Raw genomic sequence first — 12074 nt, forward strand, 5'->3', positions numbered from 1 at the left:
CAGTATATTATGAGGATTAAATAAACATTAAGTTTAATTTACTTAAGCTCGGTTAACAATCCTTCAATGTCAAGTCTTTTGGTAAACATGGTCAGTTCGCCGGCTTGATCTTTAGGCCATTGCTCTCTCGGGCGGTCCCAATAAAGCTCTACACCATTCTGATCAGGATCGTTTAAGTAGATAGCCTCAGATACACCATGGTCCGATGCGCCTGTGATGTGCTGGTACTTGGCGTCAATCAATCGCTGAAATATGACAGCTAAATCCTTACGTTCGGGGTAGAGTATGGCAGTGTGATATAAGCCGGGTGCATGCTCGGGCGCAGGACCTGCTCCCAGGCTATGCCAAGTGTTTAACCCAATATGATGATGGTAGCCGCCGGCCGATATAAAAGCCGCCTGGGTGCCGTACTTCATCATCAATTCAAAACCCAGTAAGCCGCAATAAAAATCAAGTGAGCGTTGCAAGTCACTTACTTTTAAATGTACGTGGCCTATTCGGGTAAGCGCAGGGATCTGATAGTCATTCATAGCTCATTTATGTGTTTAAACATCAAATTTAAAGGATACAACTGTTACCTTTGTATCATGATTGTCAAATCTGCTGAATTCATTTGCAGTAATACGCAAATATCTAAACTACCGCCACCCGAGAAGCCCGAGTATGCTTTTATTGGTCGATCCAATGTAGGCAAATCGTCTTTAATAAATATGCTAACCAATAAAAAAGGTTTAGCTAAAACCTCACAAACCCCTGGTAAGACGCAACTTATAAACCATTTTTACATTAACGAAGAGTGGTATTTGGTAGACTTACCTGGTTATGGTTATGCCCGTATATCTAAAAGTAAAAAAGAAGATTGGGATAAGTTTATCCGCACTTACCTGGACAAGCGCGAGAGCCTGCAATGCGTACTAGTGCTAATTGATAGCAGGCTGGAGCCGCAGAAAATAGACCTTGCTTTTTGCAACTGGTTGGGCGAAAAGGGCCTATCCTTTGTATTAGTGTTTACCAAAGCCGATAAGCAATCGGGCCTCAAAACCGAACAAAATGTTGCTAAATTTAAAGAAGCGTTAAGTGAAACATTCGAAGAAGTACCGCAATGTTTCATTACCTCTTCTGAAAATAAATTAGGCAAGGATGAAGTGCTTGGGTTTATTGACGGTGTTAATAAGACCTTTGTTAAAAACTGGTAGGTTAAGTTACCCTTACACAAGTCTCTACAGCTTTAAGGATAATTTGGCTGTGCTGCCTTTTTAAAGAAAGATATAACTGAATACAATAATGAAAAAATACTTTTCTTTAGTTACTTTTTCACATACCATATTTGCAATGCCGTTTGCCTTTATAGGCTTTTTTTTAGCTGTTACCACTACTGAGTATACCTTTGAGTGGCATAAGCTGGTGCTCATGTTGTTGTGTATGGTTTTTGCCCGCAACTCGGCCATGGCGTTTAACCGTTATCTCGACAGGGATATCGATGCGCAAAACCCCCGCACCAAAGTGCGCGATATTCCGGCTGGGCGTATTTCGCCAGCCGCCGCCTTAACCTTTACTTTAGTTAACTGCGCGTTATTCATGTTAGCTACGTGGTTTATAAACCGGCTGTGCTTTTACCTTTCACCTGTTGCGTTGCTGGTAGTGTTAGGTTACAGCGCTACTAAACGGTTTACAGCATTATGTCATTTAGTATTGGGCCTGGGCTTATCACTGGCTCCTATAGGCGCTTATTTAGTGGTAACCGGTCACTTCGCTTTACTGCCCATCTTCTTCTCGCTGGCTGTAATATGCTGGGTAAGTGGTTTTGATATTATTTATGCTTTGCAGGATGAGGATTTTGACCGCAACCAGAACTTGCACTCTATACCCAGCAAACTGGGCACAGTGAGGGCTTTAAATTTGTCTACTTTTCTGCATGTACTCTCGGCTATATTTGTGATACTGCCTGCGTTTTTTACAACAGTGGGTATTCCTTACTATATCGGTATTTTGGTATATTGCACTATGCTGGTTTATCAGCACCGTTTGGTTAAACCTGATGACCTTAGCCGGGTAAACTTTGCATTCATGACTACCAACGGAATAGCCAGCGTAGTGTTTGCCGCTTTCTTTTTGTTGGACAGATTATGGATACGATAGAAAAGTACTTGCCTGCATTTAAAAAGCAACTGGATAAACTGGTTGTTTTTGAGGATGAGGAGTGGGATATTTTCAAGCGGCATCTGCACTTAAAGATTCTCCATAAAAAGGACTTTTTTGTAACCCAGGGCGAAGTATGCAAGGATGTAGGCTTTATCGTTTCGGGCAGCGTGCGCTTCTTTCACGTTAGAGATGGTGCAGAGATAACCAATTATTTTTGTCTCGATAATGAATTTGTAAGCTCTTACAAAAGCTTTTTAAAGCAGCAGCCAAGTTTCACTAACATACAAGTGATTGAAGATACTGTGCTGCTAACTTTTAGCCATAAAAGTGTACAGCAATTGGTCGATAATAAAATAACCGCCTACAAGATGGAGCGCTTTGGCAGGCTGATAGCAGAGTATCTTATTTGTTGTTATGAGGACCGCGTACAGGCCTTTGTGACGCAGACACCTGAAGAACGGTATATAGACTTGCTAGAGAGTAATTCCCGAATACTTCAACGCATACCTCAGCACTACTTAGCCAATTTCTTAGGCATTACACCCGTTTCGCTTTCACGCATTCGTAAGCGCATTTTTGAGACTGTGAAATAACGGGTGGTTTTTCTTATCTTTTGTTAACGTTTTAGCTGGCAGGCATGGGGTAGTTTTGAATTATTAAAACACACCCAATGATGCACACTATTTTAGGAGCAGGCGGACCAATTGCCAATGCACTTACTACCGAGCTAGCCAGTTTAAATCAAATTAAGAACATACGATTGGTTAGCCGCAGGCCGGTAGCCACTCACAACCCCAAAGTGCAGTGGCATAAAGCCGATCTTACGCAAGCTGCAGAAGTAATGTTAGCAACCAAAGGATCGAGCGTTATCTACCTATGTGCCGGCTTGGTTTACGATAAAGATGTATGGCAGCAACAATGGCCTGTTATTGCTCAAAATGTTATCAATGCGGCTAAAGAGAACAATGCCCGACTCATTTTTTTTGACAATGTATACATGTATGGTTTGGTTAACGGGCCTATGCTCGAAAGCACGCCATACAACCCAGTGAGCAAAAAGGGGGAGGTAAGAGCGCGTGTAGCAACTCAACTAATGGAAGAGGTAAAGTTAGGTAACTTGCACGTTACCATTGGAAGGGCTGCCGATTTTTATGGCGCCGAAAGTATGAACAGCTTTTTAGACAGCATGGTGCTTGCTAAATTTGCAAAGAGCCAAAAAGCTATGTGGCTGGGCAAAGCGCAAACTAAACACTGCTTCACTTACGTACCCGATGCCGGTAAGGCTATGGCTCTTTTAGGTCAGCACCCTGAACACGATAACCAGATATGGCATCTGCCTACGGCCCCTGCCTTAACCGGCTTAGAGTTTTTGGAAATTGCTGCATCTGTATTCGGCACGAAGCCGCGGTACATGACGGTAAATAAACTGATGCTGCAATTGATAGGCATGTTTAACAAAGTGATACAAGGCACTGTAGAAATGTATTATCAGTATGATCACGATTATATTTTCGATTCAACCAGGTTTGAAAAAGCGTTCAATGTGCGGCCTACGCCTTATGCTGACGGTATACTACACTTGTCGAAAACTCTGTTCAGGCAGCAATAAGTTGCCGGTGTAATTTACTATGGTGATTTAGGGATGTGATTTGAATTTTCTGTTACTAAAATTATCTCTAATTCATTTGCTTAATCCTTTGTACAGTTGCACATTTGTAAAGCTGCATGTCATAAAAGATATGCCTTATTTACAAATGATATCCGCCAAAGAAAGAACATACATTCCGGCACAGCTGGAAATTAAATGGGAAAATTTAGAGCCGCTTTATCAGGAACTAAGCAGCCGCCAAATAAATTCGGTTGCAGAGCTGGAGCAATGGCTGCATGACCGTAGCGAGTTGGAAGCTGCCCTGGAAGAAGATTTTGCCTGGCGTTACATCCGCATGACCTGCGATACAACGAACGAAGAGCTGCTTCAAAACTTTCAGTACTTCGCTACTGAGATTGAACCGAAAATAGCTCCTTATAATAACCAGTTAAATCAGAAATTAGTTGATAGCGAATTTGTTAACAAGCTCGACGAGAAGAAATACTTTATATACTTACGAAGTATTAAAAAGTCACTTGAGCTATTTAGGGAAGAGAATATACCGGTACAAACGGAGATTCAGTTGGAGCAGCAAAAGTACCAGTCTATAACCGGTGCCATGTCGGTGCACATAGGCGATAAGGAGTTCACATTAGAACAAGCCGCCGCTTTACTAAAAGATACCGACCGCAGCAAAAGACAGGATGCATGGGAGAAAATTACCGACCGCCGATTGCAGGATAAGCAACCGCTTAATGAGCTATTCGACCTGCTGCTTGTGCTGCGCCATAAAGTAGCCCGCAATGCCGATTTTGAAAATTTTAGAGATTACATGTTCCAGGCGCTGGGGCGTTTTGATTATACCCCGCAGGACTGCTATGCCTTTCATGAGGCTATAGAAACGGCTGTAGTGCCCATTCTGCGTGAACAGGCACATAAGCGTCAGGAAGCTTTAGGGTTGGATGCGCTTAAGCCCTGGGATATGGATGTTGATATTACTGGTAAGCCGGCTCTAAAACCTTTTCAAAACGGAGAAGACCTGGTTGATAAATCTATTGCGTGTTTTAACCGCATTAACCCTTACCTGGGCGAACGTTTGAGCATCATGAAGGAGAATGGCCTGTTCGATGTGGAAAGTCGCAAAGGTAAAGCCCCAGGCGGTTATAACTACCCGCTGGCAGAAACAGGCGCGCCATTCATTTTCATGAACTCTGCTAATACCTTCCGCGATCTTACCACCATGGTACATGAAGGTGGCCATGCGGTGCATACTTTTCTTACCGCCGGTTTGGAGCTTAATGATTTTAAACATTGCCCAAGCGAAGTGGCCGAACTGGCCTCCATGTCAATGGAGTTGATCTCGATGGATAATTGGGATGTGTACTTTAGTGATGAAGAGGAACTTAAACGCGCCAAACGCGATCAATTGATTGATGTGCTGAAGACCCTTCCCTGGGTAGCTGTGGTAGATCAATTTCAACACTGGTTGTACACCAACCCCGACCATACCGATGCACAACGCCGGGATGCCTGGATTCAAATCTATGAGCGCTTTGGTGCCGGTTTTATAGACTGGAGCGAACACTCTGATGCTGAAGCAAACCTCTGGCAAAAACAATTGCATATTTTTGAGGTGCCGTTTTATTACATTGAGTACGGCATGGCTCAGTTAGGTGCTATAGCAGTTTGGAAAAATTATAAAGAAAACCCCGAAAAAGGTTTACAACAGTATATCGACGCCTTAAAGCTGGGTTACACTAAAACCATAACCGAGATATATGAAACCGCTGGTATAAAGTTTGATTTTAGCGCCGACTACGTTAAAGAACTGGCCGAGTTTGTGAAAAGCGAATTAGAGAAAATATGACGGTATAACATTAAATTTTAATATGTTTGGCCTCCTGACCTCAAGCAAAGTCTAATAGATGCTTGAGGTCTTTTTATTTAAGAGAGACAAACTTTTCCGTTAATTTATTTATTTAAATTACCAGTACCTAAATTAACAATGAAGCGATATATCTGTCATTTTCTCATTTGCTTTCTGCTTTTTGTTGCGGCCTGTAATGAAAACAAGCAACCGGCAGATCAATCTGCAGCAGTCGCTGCTTCTTCTATAATCAATGAAGATTTTGAGGCTGGGGCTAAGGGTAGTTACAGCAAGGCCGAAGTAAGACTAGGCAAAGGGGCATGGTTGCTGGATAATGCGTTGATTGCAACGGGCAGCAAGGATGCAAAAGCAGGCAACCAGTCTGTACGCATACGGAACAAGGGTGTTTTAAGGATGGAGTTTGATGCAAACGGCGCCTCTATGGTTACAATAAAGCACAGCGCTTATCAGCAAAACAAAGCATCGGCATGGCAACTTCAAATGTCTGTTGATGGTGGACATACATATCAGCAGGTAGGTGAGGATATAACCAGTAAGGAGCACCGTTTGCAAACTGCAAGTTTTACTGTGAACACTAAAAAGCAAGTGCGGTTTCAGGTCGTAAAAATCTCTGGTGGTAATAACCGTATCAATATTGACGATTTTACTATTTATCCTTTGGGAGGTAAATCCTCAATCACTACCTCAGCAGATTCGACTCAAAGTTTAGGCACAGATACACCCGTTGCTGGCGACAATAGCCACCTGCTGCTGGGTAACCCGAGCAATGCAGTTAACAGCGTCTCATTGCCCAATAATTATTTAATTGCTAAACCCTATTATACGTTAAGCTATAATCGGGATAGAGGTTGTCCTAATTGGGTAAGCTGGTATGTAGGTGACGAATGGCTGGGCAGCATAAAACGAGTAAACGATTTTAGACCCGATAACACCTTGCCACCTAATTGGTATCATGTGCAAAGTACAAGCTACATAGGCAGTGGTTTTGAGCGGGGCCATAATTGCCCATCAGCCGATCGTACTAATTCTCTCAAAGCTAATTCGGCAACTTTTTTAATGACGAATATGATACCGCAAGCGCCAGCCAATAACCAGCATACCTGGGGTAATTTAGAAAGCTATGAACGCCATCTGGTAAATCAGGGCAATGAGGTTTACGTAATAATGGGTAACTACGGCAAAGGGGGGTATGGCACGCGCGGTTTTAAAACTACTATAGACAGCGGTCGCATAACAGTACCGGCTTATATATGGAAAGTGGTTTTGGTTTTACCAAACGGCAACAATGACCTTAGGCGAGTTACTGCATCCACCCGCGTTATAGCAGTAATTACGCCAAATAATAATGCTGTAAACGCCAACTGGACTAATTACCTGTGCACCGTGCGCGATATAGAGAAGGCTACCGGTTATGACTTGCTGTCTAAATTACCGAAAGGGGTACAGGATGCAATTGAGACCCGTAAAGATGCCGGAATAGATCCTGAGGATGGATACATCATCAGGCTGTAGCTGGCTAATCGCCAATAACAATCTAAAAATCATTGTAAAACAATTGTCATTTTATCTGCGTTAATTTATTAACTTGTAAAAGGCAATTGTTTATGGTAAGGAAATTTAGTGTGAGTTTGTTTTTGCTTATTATTTTATCGGTAACGCTCAAAGCAGTGAATAAAACTGTTGCGCCTTGCGATAGAATCTGTGGCAGATGGCAATCGGAGAAAAAGAATTGTATTGTTCAGGTATACCGCGAGGACGATGATTTCAAAGCCAAGCTGGTTTGGTTTGACGATTCAGACGATCCGTCAAAGCCCATGGAAACAAGGGTTGATTTTAAAAACCCTGATAAAGCCTTACGCACCCGCAAGCTTATAGGTATGAACGTACTCGAAAAATTAGAGTACCGCCCGAAGACCGATAGTTGGGAAAACGGCATCATATACGATGCGCAAAGCGGCAAAAAATGGAACTCTGCAGCATATTTGACGTCTGATGGTGTACTTAAAGTTACCGGCTACTGGCACTTCAAATTTATAGGCCAAACCATGACTTTTTATAAAGTTCAATAACACATAAGGTGCCTAGTAAAAAGCCTGTTAGAGATTTTTATCTATAGGTACTGTTGAATGATCTGCTGTATCTGACCTGCTTGTAATACACCACTTTGCCGCCACTTATTTTCGCCGTTTTTAAATAAAATCAACGTAGGCACGCCCTGTATGCGGTAACTATCGGCCAATGCCGGATTCTTATCAATATCTATCTTCACAATTTTCACCTGATCGCCCATGGCGTCTTTTACCTGTTTCAGGATAGGAGCCATCATTTTACATGGGCCGCACCACTCGGCCGAAAAATCGACAAGTACAGGTTGCGGTGAGTTGATTATGTCTGAGAATGTTGCCATGCTTAGTTAACTTGTGATGTATATTATATTAGGTGTAACAGTGCTGACAAAAATACGTTTTGCGTTGACCTTAATTCTTCAAACAATGGCTTCCTAACAACGCTTACAACAAAACAAGTCAACTACACGCTATTCTTTCTGTTTCCACCTATCTTTGCCGGTAATAACATCAATTAACATGGACACCTTAATTTTTAAAAAGTTTAGCGAAATAGAAGCAAAGCAGATGTCGCCAGGGTACATGGCAAAGCTTATTCATACTGAAGTTAACACCCTTAATTTTTTGGAAGTGGAGGCGGGTGCTGTTTCGGCTATACATACACATCCCCACCACCAATGTGCTTTCGTGCTCGAAGGCCAGTTTGAACTTATCGTGAACGGCGTTCCGCAGGTGTTAGACACTAATACCTTCGCTGTTATTCCGCCTAACGTACCACACGGCGGACGTGCAATCACTAAGTGTAAGCTGCTGGATATCTTCAATCCTATAAGGGAAGATTTGAGACAGCTCTAGAATTTTCAAGGCAGACCAGCCTATAACCGGTCTGCCTTGAATAGTTGTGTTATAGCTACGCTTCCCGAATAAAAAGCTTTATAAGTTCAAATAAGTGAAACATACTTCCTGGTTGTACTGAATTTTCAAATTTTAATTTGGAATTGATCTGCTGATTAGTTAACTTAAGCCTACCTTAATTAATTTAACCAGACGATGGAACTAACAACAGAACCGCGTCGGCAGTAGGATTTTACAGTGCCGACGGCTTTTTTCAGCCACTTGCATCCCTTACTACAGCTAATTTAGAATTTGTCAGCAAATCTGTTTACGAACTTGAAATTATGCTCAATGAAAACGTACAACTGGAGCGTTATGAGAAGTGCGCACAAATAAGGGACGAAATCATCAAACGTGCCTTAGCCCGTAAAAACAGGTAAGCATTTCGTTAAATTTCAAAATATTTAAAAACATTTGACATCGTTAGTGTTATTAACTTATAATTAATAAAGTTAAATCTACTACTATGTCAAACACAAATAAATATGCGCTGATCACCGGTGGTACATCAGGCATTGGGTATGAGCTTGCTAAGATTTTTGCACGCGAACAGTATAATCTGATTCTGGTTGCCCGCAATGAGCAGGAGCTTAACAATTGTGCATCTCAACTTCGCCAAAATGGAGTTGAAGTAATTACAATGGCAAAAGACCTGTTTAAACGCGAAGAAGCTTTTGCTGTTTATGATGAAATAAAAGCCCAGGGTATACAGGTGGATGTACTAGTAAATGATGCCGGCCAGGGCTTATACGGGGAGTTTAAAGATACTGACTTGAACCGTGAGCTTGATATTATACAACTCAATATTGGTGCAACGGTCATTTTGACTAAATGCTTTTTACAGGATATGGTTGCCCGTAACGACGGTAAAATTTTGCAGTTAGCCTCCATAGCCAGCAAAACACCTGGCCCATGGCAATCGGTTTATCACGGTACCAAAGCTTTCGTACTATCATTCTCTGAGGCTATACGTGAGGAGTTGCGCGACACTAACATAACGGTTACTGCGTTGTTACCAGGCGCAACTGATACCGACTTCTTTAACAAAGCCGAAATGCAGGAAAGCAAAATGGTGCAGGAAAATACCTCAATGGGCGATCCGGCCGAGGTAGCAAAGGATGGCTTTGACGCCTTAATGGCGGGAGATGACAAAGTGATCTCGGGTTTTAAAAACAAAGTGATGGTAGGCATGAGCAACATGATGCCTGATAGTACAGTTGCCCATAATATGTACGAACAGCAGAAACCTGTTGATAAAAACGACTAACTGTAATTTTTAGTTACGGTGATATCACCCTGAATTGGCCTTATAGCTGGTTCAGGGTGTTTTTATTTTACAAAGCCCGACGGGCAGTAAGTTGCCGGCAAGGTAAAAGAATGTTAGGTTTGCACCCTTTAAATAAATATGCACAACATTACAAACGCTAATTTAAACGATGTACCCGAAATTGTTGCTCTTGTAAATAGCGCTTATCGCGGAGAAACCTCAACAAGAGGCTGGACCAGTGAAAGCCACCTGTTGGAAGGGATACGTATAGACGAAAATGAAATGAGCGGTTATTTCACCCGCTCGGAAATAACGCTGCTGAAATGCACCAATGAGGTAAATGAAATTGTTGGCTTTGTATACCTGGAACAAGTAAAGAATAACAAGCTGTACCTAGGTATGCTCACGGTAAATCCGTTATTACAGGCGGCAGGTATCGGGCGGCAACTGTTAGCCGCAGCAGATGTGCAAGCCCGCAAATTGGGTTGCCAAGCTATAAAAATATCTGTAATAACCAGCCGGCTGGAACTGATAAGTTGGTACGAGCGCCGGGGCTACATAGCTACCGGCAAAACCATGCCCCTGGTAACGCACAATAGTGTTGCTAAAGTACCGGTAGAACTAATGATTATGGAGAAACTTATTGTGCAGAGTTAAAAGCTAAGGACAGGACATTAGTTTGAGTGCGTTTCATTTAAGTTTTAGAGGCAAGAACTGCATGTTTACAGCGTTTGGCTCTTTCTACGCAAGGCTTCATATACTTCTGCTGTTAACAGCCCGCTGCCGCCACCATAGTGTTGTATAATGGTAACAGCAGGGCGGTGCGCAGTAAAATAGGCGCGGAGGTTGGATTCTGATTCCGGCTCAATGCCTCCGCAAAGCAATATCACATCAATCACTTGGTGGTCAAATTGCTGTACGGCATCTTTGTCGGTTACGGCGCCCACACCCTCCCATTCCGGATTGTTGTTAACTAAACGTACCACGGTTTGTAATATTTCTTCGTGCCGGCCTACTGCCAAAATCTTCACCTTATCCATAATTTTTAAAAAGTCATCGGTACTTCCATCAACAGAATCTCAGCATCGCTTTCAGCGAGAATGTCTATGCTGTTTGTATCCCACAGCCCAAAACCGTCGCGGGTGTTAAGGAACTGATTATTGATGCGTACATCGCCATTGAGTACAAATGCATATACGCCATTGTTTGCGCCGCCTTTCAGTTGGTAGGTAGTTTTGAAGTCCTTATCCAGTTTACCCATATGGAACCAGGCGTTCTGGTATATCCAAATGCCTTCATCACCTTCATTTGGCGAAAGCACTTGTTGTAAGCGGTTATGCCGGTCATTCAAATTTAAGGTAAGCTGGTCATAACGCGGTTCAACGTTTTTCTGATTCGGATATATCCATATTTGCAAAAACTTGGCTTTCTCATTTTCATTAGCATTCATTTCACTATGGTATATGCCAGTGCCAGCACTCATAGCCTGAATATCACCTTTGCGAATAATGGCTGTGTTGCCCATGCTATCCTGATGCTGTAAGTCACCATCCAGTGGAATAGAGATGATCTCCATATTATCATGCGGATGACGGCCAAAGCCCCTGCCACCACTCACCACGTCATCGTTTAAAACGCGAAGCGCACCAAAGTTCATCGCTTCGGGGTTATAGTAACTGCCAAAACTAAATGTATGGTGGCTGTCTAACCAACCATGATTTGCGTGCCCCCGGCCATTAGCCTTATGTAAAACAGTAGTTGCCATAGTTAAATATGTTTTGTTATACAAAGGTATTGGTAGCAATAGCCCATACACTTAATGTAGGTTAAGTTTTTATGCAGGTTCAACTCAACGAGGGCATATTCATGTTATTTAGAAGGTAGGAAGGAGCGTAAATGCACCCGGTTATTCAAATTCCATCTTTGCCGCCGCTTATTCAGCCGCGCCTTTTACGCAGGGTTGGTAACCTCTAACTTCAAGCCTTCCTTTGTGAAAGAAAACGTAGCTTACTAAAAGACTGGTCCGCCAACAACAGTTAGAATCTTTTGTTTAATTTCTGTATAAGACTCTTTTACGGTTACATAGGATTCGCGATCACCAATAACGTAGATGTGTACTTCTTCGTCGGGGTTGGTATATACTACAACCGAGGTTATATTATTAACATTGATAATAGCCGGGCGGTTATTTTTGTCGGTAACTTCAATAAATCTTGCTGTCATTTTTAT

At 42.4% G+C, this 12074-nt stretch carries 15 protein-coding genes; 10 read left to right on the top strand and 5 right to left on the bottom strand.

The features are described 5' to 3' along the window. Positions 1 to 38: 38 nt before the first annotated feature. Positions 39 to 530 carry a VOC family protein gene (locus ABDD94_RS09725; RefSeq protein ID WP_345955691.1) on the bottom strand — a complete coding sequence of 164 codons (492 nt, stop codon included), beginning with the start codon at positions 528 to 530 and terminating at the stop codon, positions 39 to 41. A 57-nt stretch (positions 531 to 587) separates the two neighbouring features. On the opposite strand from ABDD94_RS09725, the gene yihA reads away from it, so the two are divergent. The 7 genes from yihA (at position 588) to ABDD94_RS09760 (ending at position 7687) form a co-directional block, all read left to right on the top strand. Then, positions 588 to 1196, top strand: a complete 609-nt coding sequence (gene yihA / locus ABDD94_RS09730; protein WP_345955692.1) for a ribosome biogenesis GTP-binding protein YihA/YsxC — start codon at positions 588 to 590, stop codon at positions 1194 to 1196. 88 nt (positions 1197 to 1284) lie between these two features. Further along, positions 1285 to 2139, top strand: coding sequence for a UbiA-like polyprenyltransferase (locus ABDD94_RS09735; protein ID WP_345955693.1), 855 nt, complete (start codon positions 1285 to 1287; stop codon positions 2137 to 2139). Further along, positions 2127 to 2735, top strand: coding sequence for a Crp/Fnr family transcriptional regulator (locus tag ABDD94_RS09740; protein WP_345955694.1), 609 nt, complete (start codon positions 2127 to 2129; stop codon positions 2733 to 2735). The genes ABDD94_RS09735 and ABDD94_RS09740 overlap by 13 nt, the downstream gene beginning before the upstream one ends. Before the next feature lie 77 nt (positions 2736 to 2812). Further along, the gene (locus tag ABDD94_RS09745) at positions 2813 to 3751 is read left to right on the top strand and encodes an NAD-dependent epimerase/dehydratase family protein (RefSeq protein ID WP_345955695.1); all 939 of its coding nucleotides are present in this window, start codon (positions 2813 to 2815) and stop codon (positions 3749 to 3751) included. Positions 3752 to 3896: 145 nt separating this feature from the next. Beyond that, a complete protein-coding gene (locus tag ABDD94_RS09750) occupies positions 3897 to 5597 on the top strand; it encodes a M3 family oligoendopeptidase (protein ID WP_345955696.1) in 1701 nt (566 codons plus the stop codon). Positions 5598 to 5735: 138 nt separating this feature from the next. Then, positions 5736 to 7130 carry a DNA/RNA non-specific endonuclease gene (locus ABDD94_RS09755; protein WP_345955697.1) on the top strand — a complete coding sequence of 465 codons (1395 nt, stop codon included), beginning with the start codon at positions 5736 to 5738 and terminating at the stop codon, positions 7128 to 7130. Between the two features lie 92 nt (positions 7131 to 7222). Continuing rightward, on the top strand, positions 7223 to 7687 hold the full coding sequence (locus tag ABDD94_RS09760; protein WP_345955698.1) for a DUF2147 domain-containing protein: 465 nt from the start codon (positions 7223 to 7225) through the stop codon (positions 7685 to 7687). A 41-nt stretch (positions 7688 to 7728) separates the two neighbouring features. On the opposite strand, the gene trxA is transcribed toward ABDD94_RS09760, so the two are convergent. Beyond that, the gene (gene trxA, locus ABDD94_RS09765; protein ID WP_345955699.1) at positions 7729 to 8025 is read right to left on the bottom strand and encodes a thioredoxin; all 297 of its coding nucleotides are present in this window, start codon (positions 8023 to 8025) and stop codon (positions 7729 to 7731) included. A gap of 178 nt (positions 8026 to 8203) precedes the next feature. Here trxA and ABDD94_RS09770 point away from each other — a divergent pair, with 178 nt between their 5' ends. The 3 genes from ABDD94_RS09770 to ABDD94_RS09780 all read left to right on the top strand — a co-directional run bounded on the left by ABDD94_RS09770 (position 8204) and on the right by ABDD94_RS09780 (position 10502). After that, the gene (locus tag ABDD94_RS09770) at positions 8204 to 8539 is read left to right on the top strand and encodes a cupin domain-containing protein (RefSeq protein ID WP_345955700.1); all 336 of its coding nucleotides are present in this window, start codon (positions 8204 to 8206) and stop codon (positions 8537 to 8539) included. A 505-nt stretch (positions 8540 to 9044) separates the two neighbouring features. Next, the gene (locus ABDD94_RS09775) at positions 9045 to 9845 is read left to right on the top strand and encodes an SDR family oxidoreductase (protein ID WP_345955701.1); all 801 of its coding nucleotides are present in this window, start codon (positions 9045 to 9047) and stop codon (positions 9843 to 9845) included. A gap of 138 nt (positions 9846 to 9983) precedes the next feature. Continuing rightward, positions 9984 to 10502, top strand: a complete 519-nt coding sequence (locus ABDD94_RS09780) for a GNAT family N-acetyltransferase (protein ID WP_345955702.1) — start codon at positions 9984 to 9986, stop codon at positions 10500 to 10502. A gap of 65 nt (positions 10503 to 10567) precedes the next feature. On the opposite strand, the gene ABDD94_RS09785 is transcribed toward ABDD94_RS09780, so the two are convergent. The 3 genes from ABDD94_RS09785 to ABDD94_RS09795 form a co-directional block, all read right to left on the bottom strand. Beyond that, on the bottom strand, positions 10568 to 10885 hold the full coding sequence (locus ABDD94_RS09785) for a hypothetical protein (RefSeq protein ID WP_345955703.1): 318 nt from the start codon (positions 10883 to 10885) through the stop codon (positions 10568 to 10570). 5 nt (positions 10886 to 10890) lie between these two features. Next, a complete protein-coding gene (locus ABDD94_RS09790; RefSeq protein WP_345955704.1) occupies positions 10891 to 11610 on the bottom strand; it encodes a pirin family protein in 720 nt (239 codons plus the stop codon). A gap of 245 nt (positions 11611 to 11855) precedes the next feature. Next, the gene (locus tag ABDD94_RS09795; RefSeq protein WP_345955705.1) at positions 11856 to 12068 is read right to left on the bottom strand and encodes a hypothetical protein; all 213 of its coding nucleotides are present in this window, start codon (positions 12066 to 12068) and stop codon (positions 11856 to 11858) included. Positions 12069 to 12074 lie beyond the last annotated feature (6 nt).

It is taken from the genome of Mucilaginibacter sp. PAMB04168 (assembly GCF_039634365.2).
In the GTDB taxonomy this organism is placed as follows: Bacteria; Bacteroidota; Bacteroidia; order Sphingobacteriales; family Sphingobacteriaceae; genus Mucilaginibacter.